16 protein-coding genes are annotated in these 15,957 nt (G+C 65.2%); 7 read left to right on the forward strand and 9 right to left on the reverse strand.

Features of this window, described 5'->3' with window-relative positions; all coding sequences use genetic code 11:
* Positions 1-50: 50 nt before the first annotated feature.
* Complete coding sequence (gene pcaB, locus HU230_RS30425; RefSeq protein ID WP_176528655.1) at positions 51-1,412, reverse strand: 3-carboxy-cis,cis-muconate cycloisomerase; 1,362 nt, start codon at positions 1,410-1,412, stop codon at positions 51-53.
* A gap of 71 nt (positions 1,413-1,483) precedes the next feature.
* A complete protein-coding gene (locus HU230_RS30430) occupies positions 1,484-1,873 on the reverse strand; it encodes a carboxymuconolactone decarboxylase family protein (protein WP_097670965.1) in 390 nt (129 codons plus the stop codon).
* 135 nt (positions 1,874-2,008) lie between these two features.
* Between HU230_RS30430 and HU230_RS30435 the strand changes: the two genes are divergently transcribed.
* The 4 genes from HU230_RS30435 to HU230_RS30450 are packed head-to-tail and all read left to right on the forward strand — an operon-like array spanning position 2,009 to position 5,614.
* Positions 2,009-2,968 (forward strand): Bug family tripartite tricarboxylate transporter substrate binding protein, encoded by a 960-nt coding sequence (locus tag HU230_RS30435; RefSeq protein WP_176528654.1) that lies wholly within the window; start codon positions 2,009-2,011, stop codon positions 2,966-2,968.
* 19 nt (positions 2,969-2,987) lie between these two features.
* Positions 2,988-3,875, forward strand: a complete 888-nt coding sequence (locus HU230_RS30440; protein ID WP_176528653.1) for an NAD(P)-dependent oxidoreductase — start codon at positions 2,988-2,990, stop codon at positions 3,873-3,875.
* On the forward strand, positions 3,872-4,852 hold the full coding sequence (locus tag HU230_RS30445; RefSeq protein ID WP_176528652.1) for a Gfo/Idh/MocA family protein: 981 nt from the start codon (positions 3,872-3,874) through the stop codon (positions 4,850-4,852). Before HU230_RS30440 ends, HU230_RS30445 begins: the two co-directional genes overlap by 4 nt.
* Positions 4,853-4,858: 6 nt before the next feature.
* On the forward strand, positions 4,859-5,614 hold the full coding sequence (locus tag HU230_RS30450) for a GntR family transcriptional regulator (protein ID WP_176528651.1): 756 nt from the start codon (positions 4,859-4,861) through the stop codon (positions 5,612-5,614).
* 59 nt (positions 5,615-5,673) lie between these two features.
* Here the strand turns inward: HU230_RS30450 and HU230_RS43715 are convergent, their stop codons facing one another.
* Positions 5,674-5,805 carry a hypothetical protein gene (locus HU230_RS43715; RefSeq protein ID WP_275948933.1) on the reverse strand — a complete coding sequence of 44 codons (132 nt, stop codon included), beginning with the start codon at positions 5,803-5,805 and terminating at the stop codon, positions 5,674-5,676.
* A 359-nt stretch (positions 5,806-6,164) separates the two neighbouring features.
* On the opposite strand from HU230_RS43715, the gene HU230_RS30455 reads away from it, so the two are divergent.
* Positions 6,165-6,341, forward strand: coding sequence for a hypothetical protein (locus HU230_RS30455; RefSeq protein ID WP_176528650.1), 177 nt, complete (start codon positions 6,165-6,167; stop codon positions 6,339-6,341).
* A gap of 446 nt (positions 6,342-6,787) precedes the next feature.
* On the opposite strand, the gene HU230_RS30460 is transcribed toward HU230_RS30455, so the two are convergent.
* The gene (locus HU230_RS30460) at positions 6,788-8,323 is read right to left on the reverse strand and encodes a serine hydrolase domain-containing protein (RefSeq protein WP_224943721.1); all 1,536 of its coding nucleotides are present in this window, start codon (positions 8,321-8,323) and stop codon (positions 6,788-6,790) included.
* 146 nt (positions 8,324-8,469) lie between these two features.
* On the reverse strand, positions 8,470-9,402 hold the full coding sequence (locus HU230_RS30465) for a L,D-transpeptidase family protein (RefSeq protein WP_338077307.1): 933 nt from the start codon (positions 9,400-9,402) through the stop codon (positions 8,470-8,472).
* Between the two features lie 253 nt (positions 9,403-9,655).
* Here HU230_RS30465 and HU230_RS30470 point away from each other — a divergent pair, with 253 nt between their 5' ends.
* The gene (locus tag HU230_RS30470; RefSeq protein WP_210284158.1) at positions 9,656-10,747 is read left to right on the forward strand and encodes a lytic transglycosylase domain-containing protein; all 1,092 of its coding nucleotides are present in this window, start codon (positions 9,656-9,658) and stop codon (positions 10,745-10,747) included.
* Positions 10,748-11,457: 710 nt separating this feature from the next.
* Here HU230_RS30470 and HU230_RS30475 read toward each other — a convergent pair.
* Entirely contained in the window at positions 11,458-12,492 is a 1,035-nt protein-coding gene (locus HU230_RS30475) for a D-alanine--D-alanine ligase family protein (RefSeq protein WP_171947882.1), read from the reverse strand.
* Entirely contained in the window at positions 12,489-13,517 is a 1,029-nt protein-coding gene (locus HU230_RS30480) for a putative zinc-binding metallopeptidase (protein ID WP_176528647.1), read from the reverse strand. The genes HU230_RS30475 and HU230_RS30480 overlap by 4 nt, the downstream gene beginning before the upstream one ends.
* A gap of 247 nt (positions 13,518-13,764) precedes the next feature.
* Between HU230_RS30480 and HU230_RS30485 the strand changes: the two genes are divergently transcribed.
* Entirely contained in the window at positions 13,765-14,202 is a 438-nt protein-coding gene (locus HU230_RS30485; protein WP_224943726.1) for a styrene oxide isomerase, read from the forward strand.
* A 78-nt stretch (positions 14,203-14,280) separates the two neighbouring features.
* On the opposite strand, the gene HU230_RS30490 is transcribed toward HU230_RS30485, so the two are convergent.
* Complete coding sequence (locus tag HU230_RS30490) at positions 14,281-15,579, reverse strand: RNA polymerase sigma factor (RefSeq protein ID WP_176528646.1); 1,299 nt, start codon at positions 15,577-15,579, stop codon at positions 14,281-14,283.
* Positions 15,580-15,595: 16 nt separating this feature from the next.
* Positions 15,596-15,946 carry a YciI family protein gene (locus HU230_RS30495; protein WP_173640245.1) on the reverse strand — a complete coding sequence of 117 codons (351 nt, stop codon included), beginning with the start codon at positions 15,944-15,946 and terminating at the stop codon, positions 15,596-15,598.
* Positions 15,947-15,957 lie beyond the last annotated feature (11 nt).

Genomic DNA, 15,957 nt, shown 5'->3' on the forward strand with positions numbered 1-15,957 from the left:
TTCCCGCCCGCCGCGCCCGATCACGCGACGGCGAGCAATTGCGTCGAATTTTACCGCTTCACTGAAGCCAGCACCCGGTCGACCATCGCGGGCGCGAGGCCGAGATAGTTTTTCGGCGCGGCGAGGCGGTCGATCGTCGCCCCGTCGATCCGGCTCGTGACGCGATCATCCGCCGCCAGCGCCTCGGCCAGCGTCAGACCCCTGTCGTTGGCGACACGGCAGGCGTCGTAGACCACATCATGCGCCTCCTGCCGGCCGATCGCGGGCGCAAGGCCCATCATCACGGCTTCGGCGACGATCAGCCCGCGGCTGATGTCGAGATTGTCGGCCATCCGCTTCTCGTCGACGATCAGGCCGCCAAGCGCGAACCTGGCCTGGTGCAGGGCGCCTGCGGTCAGCACGAAGCTTTCCGGGATCGCCATCCATTCGGCGTGCCACGGGCCGGTGGCGCGCTCGAAATCCTGCACCATCGCGTCCAGCATCAAACCTGCATGCTGGCGCACCGCCTTGGAAGCGGCGAGCATCAGCTCCGACGAGATCGGGTTGCGCTTCTGCGGCATGGTCGAGGAGGCGCCGCGTCCCTTCACGAAGGGTTCGTAGACCTCGCCGAATTCGGTCGACGCCATGATCATGATGTCGAGCGCGATCTTGCCGAGCGTTCCCGTCACCAGCGCGAGGAAGTTCACCGCTTCCGCCAGACCGTCGCGCGCGACATGCCAGGTGGAGACGGGAATGCCGAGGCCGAGCTCCTCGCACAGCGCCTGCTGGACCTCGAAGCCCTTGTCACCCAGCGAGGCCAGCGTGCCGGCGGCGCCGGCGAACTGACCGACCAGCACGCGCGGCTTCAGCTCCGCCAGCCGCGCGGCGTGGCGATCGAAGGCGGCGAGCCAGATCGCGGTCTTGTAGCCGAAGGTCACCGGCAGCGCCTGCTGCAGATGGGTGCGACCGGCCATCGGCGTGTCGCGGTATCGTTTCGAGAGGTCGGCGAGGATGCCGCGCAGCGCGCTGATATCCTCCTCAACGATTTTCAGGCCGTCGCGCAGCTGCAGCACCACGGCGGTGTCCATGATGTCCTGCGTGGTCGCGCCCCAATGGACATATCGGCCCGCTTCGCCGCACTGCTTTGCCATCTGATGCACCAGCGGCAGGATCGGGTAGCCGACGATGTCGGTCTCCTGCCGCAGCAGGTCGAAATCGAACGCGGCGACGTCGGTGCGCTTTGCGATCTCCTCGGCCGCTTCCTCAGGGATCACGCCGCAGCGCGCTTCGGCCTTTGCCAGCGCGACTTCGACCTCGGCATAGCGTTGCAGCAGCCGCAGGTCGGAAAACACCTCGCGCATCGCGCTTGTGCCGAAGGCATCGCGAAACAGCACGGAATCGAGCACGGTGGTCGAGGTCGGAAAGGCGGACATGGCAGATCCTTGGGCACATCCTGTTGCCGGTCGCAGTCGGCAACGTCCCTATCACGGCGCGGGTCCGCGCCCTATCCCTCCGCAGGCGCCTCGCCGAACACTTCGGCTGCAATCTTGCTGGTCTCGATCGCGGCCGGAATGCCGCAATACATCGCGACCAGCAGCAGCACGTCCTGCACCTGCGCGGCGGTGCAGCCATTGGCCAGCGCACCCTTGGCATGAACGCGGAACTCGGTCGGCTTGCTGCTCGCCGCAGTGATGCCGAGCATCACGAGGCTGCGGATCTGGTCGGACAGCCCGCTGCGCTCCCAGACGTCGCCATAGACGTAAGCATTGATGATGTTTTGCAGCGGCGTGCCAAAATCGCCCGCGGCCGCCATCCGCTTGGCGACATCGACCTCGCCGAACATCTTCTGGCGCCGGCGCAGCCCGCGGGCGTGAAGATCGCTGGTGTCCACCATCGTCGTCTGCTCCCCTGTATGGGCTATTTATACGGATAAATATGTCGCATCTCAATATTCCTGTCGGCTTGATACTTGCCTTTCTGATGTATTTGTCCGTATAAATTTGCCAAAAGCAGAGGCGGAGGGGACCGGATGAAGTTACGGCTGGGGCTGCTCGTCGTCCTGCTCGCTGCGCTCCCGGCCCTGCCGGCTTTCGCGACGGACGATTTCCCGCAACGGCCGCTCAGGATCATCGTGCCGTTTCCGGCCGGCGCCGGGCCCGACAATGTCGCGCGGCTGGTCGGCCAGCATTTGCAGGACGCGTTCGGCCAGACCGTGCTGATCGAGAACCGCGCCGGCGCGCTCGGCAGCATCGGCGCCCAGGAGGTCGCCCGCAGCGCACCCGACGGCTACACGCTGTTGATGGGCACCAACACCACCCATGCCAGCAATGTCGCGACGCTCAAGAGCCTGCCCTACGACCCGGTGAAGGATTTCGCGCCCGTGATCCGCACCACCACCACGGCGATGGTGCTGCTGGTCAACCCGAAGCTTGCGGCCAAGGACCTGCCGCAGTTCCTCGCCTACGCCAAGGCCACCGCCAATCTCACCGCGGGCTACGGCTCCGGCGCATCGCAGATCTCGATCGCGCAGCTGCAGTCGCGCGGCGGCCTGTCGCTGATCGCAGCTTCATACCGTGGTGTGCCGCAGGCGATGACCGATGTGATGGCAGGGGTGATCGACCTGACGTTCGGCGACTTCTCGGTCGCGATCCCGCAGATGCAGGGCGGCACGTTGCGCGGGATCGCCGTGACATCGGCGACCCGCAACGAGCTGACGCCCGGCCTGCCTGCGCTCTCGGAAGCGATGCCCGGCTTCGAGGCCACCATCTGGTACGGGCTATTCGCACCCGCCGGCACGCCGGAACCGGTGGTCAACAAGATCTACGCCGAGTGCGCCAAGTACCTCGCAATGCCGGAGACCAGGAAGAAGCTCGCCGATGTCGGCGTGATGGTGGCACCGCTGACGCCGGCCGAGTTCGGCGCCTTCGTCAGCAGCGAGGTCGTGCGCTGGTCGGCGGAGGTGAAGGCAGCCGGCATCCAGCCGCAATAGACCAGAGCTCCGTCGCATCATGGCTCGCGAGACACCGGTCGGCATGATTGGCCTGGGCCTGATGGGATCGGCACTTTCCGCGCGGCTGATCGACGCCGGCGTCGGGGTGATCGGCTTCGACATCGATGCGGCCAAGACGGACGGGTTGCGGGCAAGCGGCGCCGAGTTCGCGGCCTTCGCCGCCGACGTGGCGGCGCGCTGCCGGACCATCCTCATTGCGGTGTACGACGCGGCCCAGGTCACGGGCTTGCTGCCGGACCTCGCGAACGCCGAGCCGCCGCCGCTCGTCATCTGCACCACCACCTGCGCGCCCGGCGAGATCACGGCGATCGCCGAGTTCGCCGCGCGCTCGCGGCTCTCCTTCATCGAAGCGCCGATCTCGGGCACCAGCGCCGAGGTCCGCGCGGGCACGGCCACCGCGCTGGTCGCCGGTGATCGCGACGTCATCGCAGCCGCCGCGGCGACGCTCGACATCCTCTGCCCGCAGCGGATCCATGTCGGCGCGATCGGCAATGCGAGCCGCACCAAGCTCGCCATCAACCTGATCCTGCAGAACAACCGCGCCGCGCTCGCCGAAGGCATCGCGTTCGCCGAGAGCCTCGGCCTCGACGGCGCGAGCTTCCTTGCGACCGCGCGGCAATCGGCGGCATATTCCGCCGTGATGGACAGCAAGGGACCGAAGATGCTGGCGCGGGATTTCTCGCCGCAATCGCATATCGCGCAGACCCTGAAGGACGCCGAGCTGATCCTGCAGGAGGCCGGCCGGCACAGCCTGCCTCTGCCGCTGACCTCGGTGCAGGCCGAGCTGCTGCGCAAGGCGATCGCACTCAACGGCCCGGACAGCGACAGCGCCGCTGTCATCGAGGCGATTCGTGCCGAACGCGATCAGGACGGGGAACACACATGATCAACTGTGCGATCGCGGGCCTCGGCCGCTGGGGCCGCGCGCTGGTCGAGGCTGCGCAGAACGAGCCGCGGCTGAGCGTCGTCCGCGCGGTGGAACCCGACATGAGCGGCGCCGCGAGCTTTTGCGCGGCACATGGCCTGTCCCCCGCGACCAGCCTCCAGGCCGTGCTGGCCGAGCCTGAGATCGATGCCGTGCTGCTGGCAACACCGCATTCGCTGCACAGGAGCCAGGTGATCGCCGCCGCCGCGGCCGGTAAGCAGGTGTTTTGCGAGAAGCCGCTGGCGCTCAAGCGCCGCGATGCGGCCGAGATGTTCGCAGCCTGCCGCAACGCCGGCGTGCTGCTCGCGGTCGGGCATAACCGCCGGTTCTGGCCGTCGATGCAGGCGCTGCGCGCGATGGTCGCCGGCGGCGAGCTCGGCACGATCCTGCATGTCGAGGGCCACAACAGCAACGAGAACTCGCAAGGCATCACACAGGGCTGGCGGCTGTCGCCCGAGGAGTCGCCGGGCGGCGGGCTGACCGGCGCAGGGCTGCATGTGCTCGACGGCTTCGTCAGCCTCCTTGGTCCTGCCCGACAGGTCTATGCCCGGTTGAGTGAACGTGAGGCCGGACCGCCGCCGCTCGACACTGCAACTTTAGCGATTGAATTTGTGAATGGCGTGAGTGCAACCCTTGCTACCGTCCGCGCAACACCGTTCTATTGGCGCGTGCATGTGTTCGGGACGAAGGGATCCGCGGAGGTGCTCGACGAGGGGACGATGGTGCTACGGAAATCCGGCGAGGCGCCTGCGACGACGCGCTATCCGGTGGTCAACACGCTCACCGCGGAACTTTCGGCCTTTGCCGATGCGGTCGAACGCAGACAGCCGTTCCCGGTGCCCGAAGCAGATGTGCTGGCGACGCTCGCCGCGCTCGAGGCCGCGTTGCAGTCGATGCAGTCTGGATATCCGGTTGCCTGCCATACGGCATACCAGTGATCCGCCATGCCTGAACAACCGGAGAGGGCGAGATCGTCCCGCTACCGCGACATCGCCGCCGGACTGCAGAAGGACATCCGTCTCGGCACCTACGCGGTCGGCAATCTGCTGCCGACCGAAACCGAGTTGATGGCGAGCTATCAGGCGAGTCGCCAGACCGTGCGCGAGGCGCTGCGCATCCTGATCGACCAGGGCCTGATCGTACGCCGCGCCGGCCTCGGTTCGGTGGTGATCGCCTCCGAACCGCCGGTGCTGTTCACCCACAGCGTCAAGTCGCTCGGCGAGTGGCTGCGCTATTCCAACGAGACCTACCGCGACGTGGTCGGCAGCAGCGACATCGTCGCCGACCGCAAGCTGGCTGCGCTTCTGAAATGCGAGCCCGGCAAGAGCTGGTTCCTGATCGAGGCCGTGCGCCGCTCCGACCAGTTCGCCGCGCCGCTCGGCTGGACCGAGATCTACGTGCTGCGCCGGTTCGCCGATGTCGTGACGCGGCCCGACCATGGCCGCACGCCGGTGCACGAGCAGATCGCCAAGATGTATGGCCAGGTCACCGAGCGCGCGCAGATGGAAATCTTCGTGCGCGGCATGCCGGCGCCGATCGCCAAGGCGCTCGGGGTCAAGACCGGCTCGCCGGCGCTCACCGTGGTACGCCGCTACTACGGCCTGCGCGAGGAACTGTTCGAGGTCACCATCACCACGCACCCGGAAGGGCGCTATACCTACACGATGGATATGCAGCGTTCGCTGCGCCCGAAGCTCTAGGTATTTGCCGAGACGCGTTGTCTTCACGCGAGCCGGAAGCCGCTTCGCTTGAAATCGCGCTAGCGCGCCCGAGCCAGATGCGTGCTGCTGGCAGAGGTATGCGCCATCTGCGGGGTTCCGCTCACGCCCCAGATGACGACCGCGATCAGCGCGGCCGCCCAGACATATGGCACAGCATTCGGCTTCTTCATTTCCGAGATCATCCCCAACGTCTCAGGAGCACCGATGAATCTTGCAACCTCAATCGTCAGCGTCTCACCAGGCACCCGTCCTTCACAACGCTACTAAGGTTAGACCTTGTCGGTTTCGGGACGTCTTCGTGCGAATCCGGAAATGATTTCGTGGGAACCGGGCCGTCTCATCCGAATTGATGAGACCGCGGGTCTACGGCTTCGGCGTTCGCGACAAGGCCGGGAGAATTTCCTGCTTAAATTTGAGTCAGATGCACAACAAACATTCCAAAGGGATCCCGCTGAATTCTTTTTGATTGTCCGCCGGACTCCGGCCGTGGCATCACGGCCTATGACACTGCGATGACAGGGATTCTCCCGTGACTGCCCAATCGGCCAAACCGCAAGGCGGCTCCCGCCGCCACTCCAAGGAAACGCAGGACGAGGTCGCGCGGTCGCTGGAACGGGAGCTGCAGCTCCTGACGGAAGAGCGCCAGGAACGCGCCCTTCGGTTCGGCCTCGACTTTGCAGCCAAGACGCCGAAAACCGACCACTAGGCGCGCTGCCGCGCCGCGACTCAAGGGCGCACAATCTCCGTAGCATTGCTGACCCGCGCGGCCATCTGACAATGGCCGGTGCGCGTTGGCGTGCGTCAGTCGTGCTGGGGGCCTGCTCAGGCCGCAACGGCAAAGCCGTTGCACGCGCGACGGGGAGAAGTCCGATTGACCTGTCAAACAGCTCGTTCGGTGCGATCACCCGCGAAAGCCGAAAGCGGGTGATCGAGTGCACGGCTCCTTCCCAGGCGTCGTCCCTGCTTTCGCCGGGACGACACTGAATTTATGGCGCTGCTTGTGGATCACCCTTCCGCGTTCTCGCGACATCCTTGTCCGAGTTTTTGCATTTTGTTTCGCCCTCTCTCTTGAACAGAGGGCGCAGGGAAAGCCGGGTGCGTGACCATATCACCGTCATTGCACCGTACGCGTAGCCTCAAAATAGCGAATCGTTATTGCGCGCCCTGCGCTTCCGCATCGACTTGCACATCGTGGCCGAAGCGATCCTTGCCGCTGAGCCTGGTCTTGCCGCCGTCGAACGTGAGCAGCCATCTGTGATCGGTATCGCCGCCGACCAGACGCAGGTCGATCGCAAACGTCTCAGCGGTCTGCCACGTCCCCTTCAGCGCCATCACGCCGAGCGGCGTTGGCTGGCCGAGACGATAGGTGCCGTCGAGCCCGATCGGTCCCGCCAATTTGACTACCGGCCTCGCCGCATCCGGCGTCGCTGTTTCCAGCTCGTAGTGCGCGGACGGATTGGTCAGATACAGCGTCAGCGCCCGCAGATTGAGGCCGTTGGGCGGGAAGCGCCAGGTCTTGCCCGAGATGGCCGCCGCAATCTCGGGCACCGCACCGGCCGCCGACGGCTTTTCCGTCGCGCTGTCGCGCAGCGCCGCGGCGAGCTGATTGCCGCCGGCGGAGTTCACCGGCAGCGCCGTGTCGGACTTGACGGCGCCGGAAATGTCGTCGGCCATCCTGCCGAATGAGCAGTAGTCGCGCGCGGTCACGACCGTGACGATGTCGAGCGCGGGAAAGATCATGAACAGCTGGCAGCGGTCGCCGACCGCCATGAAGGCCTGCTGCTTCGGCATCACCCAGAAGAAATTGGCATAGCGCAGGGACGGGTCGAACGAGGCGTGCATCTCTGTCGTCGCGTGCCTGATGCGATCGACCCAGCCGGACGGCAGCAGCCGCTGCCCTTCCCATTCGCCGTCATGCAGATAGAGCAGCCCGATCTTGGCGGCGTCGCGCGGCGCGAGCAGAAGCCCGCCGCCGCCCTGCGTCAGCCCCGGCCCGATGCTGTGCCAGTAGGGCGCGGCAATCCCGAGCGGGCGAAACAATTTCGTCACCGCATAGTCCCGCGCGCTCACGCCGGTGAGCTTGTTGATGATCGCGGCCAGCAACTGCGGATTGCCGGTGTTGTAGTAGAACGCCTCGCCCGGCGCCTTCGCCATCGGACGGTCCAGGATGAACTGGATCGCATCGGGGCTGCGCCCCCATTCGATCAGCGAGTCCGGCCTGCCGCCCTCGACGCCCTCCGTCCAGGCCATCCCCGAGGTCATGTCGAGCATGGTCTGGATCGTGATCGCCCGCTTGCGGTCATCGAGATTGGCGATGGTGCGGTCGCCGAAGAAATCGACCATGCGATGGTCGAGGCTGTCGAGCAAATTATCCTTGAGCAGCATCGCGACCAGCGTGCCGGTCACCGCCTTGGTGGCTGAATTGATCAGATGCGGGATCTCCGGCGTGTACGGCGCATAGTAAGCGTCGAGCACGATCCGGCCATGACGCGCAATCAGGAGGCTATCGAAACTGTGAGCCGCGCCAAAGTTGACGAGCCGCGCCAGCGCGGCGGAATCCATCCCCTGCTCTTCCGGCGTCGTCGTCTGCCATTGCCGGGTCGGCCACACCGGATCGGCGGCCCCTTCTGCGCGGGCTGCACCTGACCAGATCAGCGCGGCAAGCGACAGCCCCCGTAGCGTCGACACGGCCAAATGTCTGAGATGCATCTGCGCCCCATCAGGATGCGGCTGTCACCGCACCATCCGCGATCCCTGCCATACCTGTCAATCTCGGTGCCGCCGTGGCGGCAGCGATTTGCGACGACGGCGCGGCTCCTCCTGCGTCAATCGCATTATCGCGAGCTCTCCACGAACGTAACCGGCGTCCCCTTCGCGACACCGGCCGCGACCCGCTGCGCATCCCAATTCGTGAGCCGAACACAACCATGGGACACGGCCTTGGAAACCTTGCCGGGTTCGGGTGTGCCGTGGATGCCGTAGCCTTCTGCCGAGAGGTTGATCCAAATCGAGCCGACCGGATTGTTCGGGCCGGGCTTGATCGTGAACGGCTTCTTCGATTTGACACCCTTGAATCTGTATTTTGGATTGTAGCGATAGGTCGGGTCCTTGTTGATCGCCGTCACCTTCAACGTGCCGCTCGGCGTCGGCTTCTCAGTGCTGCCGACCGTTGCGGGATAGAAGGCGATGAGCTTCCCTGCGGCGTCGAATGTGCCGAGCGTCTGCCGCGTCTTGTCGACTTCGACGCGTGCAACCGGCGCTGAACCTCCGGCGTCGATAACGTTCGCGACCGCAATGCTGTCACCGGCCTTGTCGAACTTCTGTCCTGGATTGAGCGCCTGAAGGAGCGCCTCACTCATGTGGAATTTCTCGGCTAGCGCCTCGCGCGGGCCGGTGTAATTCAGCGCGGGCAAGTCCTTCATGCTCTCCATCTTCGCAGGGACCTGCTTCAGGAAGGGCCCTTTTACGTCGGCATCCGCGATCGTGTATTTGACGATCACGGCCCCTTCGCTGGCGGCGGCGAGCCTGCTCCAGAGATCCGGCGTCACGGCCTTGTCGAACGACAGTCCATTCGCCCCGGCAAACGCCGTGAGCGCCTTCTGCGCATTCTCGCCGAGCTGGCCGTCGATTTCGCCGGGAGAGAAATGCGCGCGATCGAGCAGAATTTCGAGCTTGGCAATGGAGGCGCTGACCTGGTGTCGGCCCGGCAATTTTCCCGGTGGCGCCACTGCGTCGTTGATCGCAGCGGCATCGAGGCCCGCCGCCATCACTGGCGCGGCGGAGACAAGCAAAAGTACAAAAGCAAAACGCGCAACGAAACAATGTCGAAACATCGCGTATCCCAACGTGGCTCCATTCCGTAAAGTTACGGAAAGCGTCGAAGTTCCAATGCAAACGGCGGCCGAGTTCTGCGGTGGAACAGCTGATATCGCGGCATCGCCGCAATCGACCCGTTAAAAAGTCGTCATCCGAAGCGCATTTGCGCGCAGTTCACATCACAGTTCAGGCCTCTCGAAGCAAATGCGATTCATCATCGCGGCGCTTGCCGCGTTTCTTGTCTTGATGCTCGACGTCGATCGTTCGCCAAGTTCAATCAACACCCCCACAGTCCAAGCCCCCACGTTCTCGCACGACACTACAACGGACGCCGTTCCTTTCGCCGCCCGCTTCATCGAAAGCGCCGATGCCAGCGAAGCGCCCGGTGCGACGGTCGAGGATGAGGCGCGGGCGCCTGCGATCGAGCCGCGCGATGCCGCGGCCGAGCCGCAGGCGTCCGCGATCGAAACGTTCTGCCACTCCTTGCAGGACGCGGCCCAGGCGAGCGAAATCCCCGTTGCGTTCTTTGCGCGCCTGATCTGGCAGGAGAGCCGCTTTCGTTCGAACGAAGTCAGCCACGCCGGCGCGCAGGGCGTCGCACAGTTCATGCCCGAGACGGCCGCGGAAGTCGGGCTCGACGATCCCTTCGATCCGCTCAAGGCCCTGCCTGCTTCGGCCAAGCTGCTGCGCAAGCTGCGCGACGATTTCGGCAACCTCGGCCTTGCGGCTGCCGCCTACAACGCCGGCAGCGGCCGCGTCCAGAAGTGGCTCGCCAGGCAAAGCGAGTTGCCGCGCGAGACCCGCGACTATGTCCGGATCATCACCGGGACCAAGGCTGAGGATTGGATCGAGAGCGTCGACACGCTCGCTATTCGTATCGATCTACCGAGCGAAGCGCCTTGCGAAGGAACCGGCGGCCTGTCGAAGTCGAAGGATGTCGCTTTCGTCTCTGCATCACCGGCATCTGCCGTGACCACGCTCATTCGCAAGGCGGAGGCGGCCCAGCAGGCGGCAAGGTCCGTGGCGAGCCGCACACGCAAACGACTCGCACTCCTGCTCAGAAAGGGTTCGCCCGGTGCAGCCCGGCTCGGCAAGGCACGCCCGGCCATCGTCTCCGCCAAGGTAAAATCGGCGAAGGGCCGCGCCATTCGCGTAGCCTCGCGCTCGCGTCGTCGGGCTGAAGCTAAACGCAATCCAGGACTGTCGCTGTATTTCCTGCGGCTGACGGCAACCCGGATGACGGAAAACGCAGCCCGCGCAATCGGGGTTGCCGCGGCAACACCCAATCCGGCGTAAAGCGCCGGGGCACTCGTCGGTTGCCGGTGCTACGGCGCGGACGACGCCGCAAGGCTCGGCAGCGGCGCGAACTGCATCTCTGCAACGGCCGAGCCGGCGTAAGCACTGGCGATCAGGATCATGACTCGAATGGCGACGAACATGGTGCCTCCTCAGTCTTCTTGTTGGTCTCTTGATGCCAGAGACTTCTTTCCCGCCGGTGAGGAAAGCTGGTTGCCGCAACCTTGAAGGCATTGGTAAGCGAGCCGTTTACGCAAGCTTCCGTTCATGAGTTGGGAACCGTATCGGCCGATCGGCCAGCGCGCTAAACGCGCGGTTCACCGTGACCGGGCATTGTTCGCCTCAATCAAGAAGGCGCAATCACAATGCCGATTTTCAGGACGATCCTTGTTGTCGCATCGATTTTTCTTGCCGTTTTGTACGTCTACGATGCCTGCCGCAGCGACGGCTTGCTCAGGGCGACTCCCGTGAGCGACGTGATTGCACGGCGCTGGCCGGAATCGGATGCGTTTCGTCCGGAGGCGGCACCCGCTCCCGCAACCACGGCCACCGCGACCCCGGCGGCGCGCGTTAGGGAAACGTTTGCGATGTTCATCCCCAGGGACGCGCGACGCCACCTGATGCAGCGCAGCCTTTAAGGCGCTTTCGAGCGAAGTGGGCGCCGGTTGGCGAGAAGAAAACGCGTCAAAACAAGAATCGAGAGCTTCGTTTCAGCCCAGAGATACGCCGGCCTTGGCCCGGCTGATCCCGAGCGCAACAATGCGATTCAGCAGAACCGGATAGTCCAGTCCATCATGCCCGGCGGCTGTCGCGAACTCCTGGCTCTTGGCGATTTCGGGATTGGGGTTGGCCTCAATGAAATACGGAACGCCGTTGGTGGACAGGCGGAAGTCGATGCGCGCGTAGCCATCGAGCCCCAAGGTCCGGTAGATGCGTTTCGCCAGCCGTTGAATATGGGCGGATAGTTCCGGCGTCAGATCTTCGGCCGGCCCGTCCGCAATTCCGATGCGCTCCTGATAGCTGGTATCGTGCTTGACCTTCTCGGTGGCGATCTGGCGTGCGGCGGGGCCGCCCATGCTGCCGAACTTCAATTCCCAAACCGGCAGGACCCGCAGCCTGTTGTTGCCGATCACGCCGACATAGAGCTCACGTCCCTCGATGAACTGCTCGGCGATCGCGGCCGTTCCGATCCGCTCATGGATGAAGGCGACTCGCTCCGCGAGCTTCTCGTCGGTATCGACGATCGACGCCTGTGAGATGCCGAGCGATCCATCGCTGCTCAGGCTCTTGACGATCAGCGGCAGCGCGAGCCGCGGCGGCCGCTTGACCTTGCGGCGCATCGGGAACACGGCGAAGGCCGGCACCGGGATGCGGCGGTGATGCACCAGCGTCTTGGACAGATCCTTGCCGCGCGCCAGGATCAGGCCGCGCGGATTGCACCCGGTATAGGGGATCTTCATCAGCTCGAGATAGCTCGCGATGTGCTGGTCATACACGACGTCGTAGTGAAACTCCTCCAGCAGCGTGAACACCACGTGCGGCTTGAAGCCCTCGATCTCGTCGCGCACCGGCTTGATTTCCTCCTGCACGCCGAGCGGACGAACCTCATGGCCGGCCGCGCGCAGGGTACTCACCACGTCGTATTCGGTTTTCCACTCGTTGATTTCCCGCGCGGAGTATCCGTCGCTGGAGTCCGGCGGCACACAGTCCGGGTGCATCAGCACCAGAATGCGAAAGTGTTTCATAGCGCGATCCATTTGCGGCGCGACGGGCCGAACAGCGCGTGCATGGTCTTGGCCGTCAGCAGGATGGTGAAATTGGTCACGAGCTTCTGCTCGGGACCGACGGCACGCAGATTGAGCTCGCGGCACCGCAGGATCATGTCATCGAGCACGGCATCGAGCGTCAACTGGTTCTCGCCGGTCCACCGCGCGACCAGCTGCCTGATCTGGGCGCGGTGCCGCCTGATGAAGACCGCGGCCGACGGATGCCGTTGATGCCGCGGATCGGCGGAGAACAGCTTGGACAGATCGCGGTCGTAGGTCTTCGGCGGCGTGAAGGCGTAGAACGCCTGCTTCTTCTTGTAGTGTTCGCCCAGCGTCTGCTTCAGCGTATGCAGCGGATCGACCCGCTCCCGCGTCGTGAGCAACGGCCGCTCACCTGCGATCTCGCCCATCAGCTCGTCGACATATTCGAGCTTCTTCAGCGCCGGCCAGCCGGCATACCGCGTCCGCCAGTTCGAGCGCGGCCGCAGCCACACCGCGAAGGTCTCGGCGAAATCCTCGTCCGGATGGCTCTGCGCGTACCACAGCCTCAGATGCTGGACGTAATTGCGGCTGGCCGGATTGGGCCGGTAGTAGCGCGGGTAGTGTTGCGACGATGGGCCGAACAGCTGCTGCCAGCGCCGGCGGCGTTGCAGCTGGTAGCCGTGCTGTATGGCATGCCCCGCCTCGTGGCGGAGAATGGCCATGCACTCGGACCACGAGGCGCCCTCGACGTCGAGCATCATCTTCTTCTCGAGCTTCATCAGACGGGGATGGGCGAGATAGAAGGGAATGGCGATGCCGGGCACATCGGCCGGGCTGAACCATTCGCTCGAGATCCAAGTGTGCGGCCGCAGCCGGATGCCGCGCTCTTCGAGCTCTTCGTAGAGCGTGCTGACACAATCCGCGAGCCAGGTGCCTTCGACCGCAACCCTCAGACTGCTGAGGCGTTGCTCGAGCAACTGCGCATCCGTGAGCTTCTCCCAGGCATATTTGCGACGCGGCATAGGCTTCCAAAGTCAAAAAACAAACCGGAATCGGGATGGTGTCATAGGTTGCCGCCGGCAACAACCGCCGGACTTTTGCGCCAGGCCTCCGGCCGGCGCCGCTTGGCACCAACCCCGCCCCGGTGCGTCCGCCGCAGGCTCGGCGGGACACGGAGAGCCCAGGCTACGGTCCAGACCGCCGGTGGGGCGCCTTCGTACTTTCTGCTATGATCGGCCGATCTTCAGGCAAGCTATTTGAGAGGCGAGAGTGGATTATCGGCGGCGTCTGCTTTTTCACGGCATGGCCCTGTTCCTGATCGGGCTGTTGACCGGCCTTCTCGAGCAGCACTTCAGCAATGTGCGGATGGCGCTCGCAGCGCATCTCGAAGGCGTGATGAACGGTACGTTCCTGCTCGCGGTCGGCGCGATCTGGAGCGAGGTCAGGCTGCCGCCCCGCGCGAGCGTCGCAGCCTACTGGGCGCTGCTGTGCGGGACATACGGCAACTGGGCCGTGACGACGCTCGCCGCCGTGCTCGGAACCGGCGCACTTTCGCCGGTCACTGCGGCCGACCGTGGTGCCGCGCCGTGGCAGGAAACGCTGGTGACCGCCGGGTTCATCTCAATCGGTCTTGCGATCATCGCAGCATCGATCTTGCTGCTGTGGGGGCTGCGCGGCAAGGCTGCACTTGCCCGTGACGCGAGATAGCTCCTCCTGACTTCCCCGTCGCTTGCGCTCATCCGGGCTACGCAATTACGTTTTTCATCGAGATCGCGATGTATTTTTTCACGACTGGCCGTGATCCTGCGCGGCGCGTGCCGCGACCGCCGCGCGCCGCTTGAGGAACTCGCGCTCGCGTGCGTTGCCGGCCAATGCTGCAGCGGCCTCGAACGCGGCGTGCGCCTCCGCGAAGCGGCTCAGCCGGTGCAACAGATCGCCGCGCACGCTCGGCAGCAGATGATAGGCTTTCAGCGCCGGCTCGTCGGCGAGACCGTCGACGATCGCAAGCGCCGCAACCGGCCCTTCGGCCATGCCGATCGCGACCGCGCGGTTGAGCTCGATCACCGGCGAATCCAGCAGCGCGGCGAGATCGCCGTACAGCGCGGCGATACGGCGCCAGTCGGTAGCGTCAGGCGTGTCGGCCTCGGCGTGGCATGCGGCGATCGCGGCCTGCAGCGCGTAGAAGCCGCCGGCGCCGCCGAGCTCGCGGGCACGCGCCAGCGCCAATTGCCCGCGGCGGATCTGCAGGCGGTCCCACAGCGCGCGGTTCTGGTCCATCAACAGGATCGGCTCGCCGGCCGCGTCGGTGCGCGCCGCCATCCGCGAGGCGTTGAATTCCATCAGCGCCAGCAGGCCGTGCGCCTCCGGCTCGTGCGGCGCGATCGAGCTCAGCACGCGGCCGATGCGCAACGCCTCGTTGCAGAGCTGCGGCCGCAGCCATTCGTCGCCGCTTGCCGCGGTGTAGCCCTCGTTGAAGATCAGGTAGGCGACCTCGAGCACGGAGGCGAGCCGCTCCGACAGCGCGGCGCCGCGCGGCGTCTCGTAGGCAAGACCTGACTCCGACAGCGTGCGCTTGGCGCGCACGATGCGCTGGGCGATGGTCGCCTCCGCCTGCAGGAAGGCGCGCGCGATCTCCTCGGTGGTGAGACCGCAGATCATCCGAAGCGCCAGCGCGGCGCGCGCCTCGCGCGACAGCAGCGGATGGCAGGCGGTGAAGATCAGCCGCAACAATTCGTCGCCGATATCGTCGTCGAGCGCGGAATCGAAATCGGGCATGGTCTCCTGCTCCCGCACCAGATCATGCGCAAGCATGCCGTGCTTTCCGGTCAGCATGCGGTTGCGCCTGACATGATCGAGCGCACGCCGCTTGGCGGTCGCCATCAGCCAGGCCCCCGGCTTCTCCGGCACGCCACTGAGCGGCCAGTGCTCGAGCGCCGCGATCAGCGCTTCCTGGGTCAGATCCTCGGCGAGCGGCACGTCGCGCAGCATTCGCGACAGGCTGGTGATCAGCCGCGGCTGCTCGATGCGCCACACACCGAGGATGGTGCGCTTGACCTCGTCCTCCGTCACGCCGACCACCGGCATGCGACGGAGGCGACCGTCAGCAGTCCATGAAGGGGCGAACCTCGCACGACAGTTCCCAATCCGGCATATGGTCGAGATGAAGCTGCATGAACTCGACGGCGCGCGCCACGGCCTCCTCCTTGTCCTTCAGCTCGAACACGGCGTAGCCGCCGACCACCTCCTTGGCCTCCATGAAAGGGCCGTCGGTGACGGTGAGCTTGCGATCCTTGATCTTCACTTCCGCGCCCGCCGTCCGCGGCAACAGCGCGCCGGTATCGAGCATGCGGCCGGCCGCGATCTCGCGTTCGGCGAGCTTGCCGATTGCCTCCCGCAATGGTGGGTTCGGCAGCATCGGCTTCTCGGCCACCAGGACATACATGAAGCGCATCGCCTGTCCTC

Source organism: Bradyrhizobium quebecense (genome assembly GCF_013373795.3).
Taxonomy (GTDB): domain Bacteria; phylum Pseudomonadota; class Alphaproteobacteria; order Rhizobiales; family Xanthobacteraceae; genus Bradyrhizobium; species Bradyrhizobium quebecense.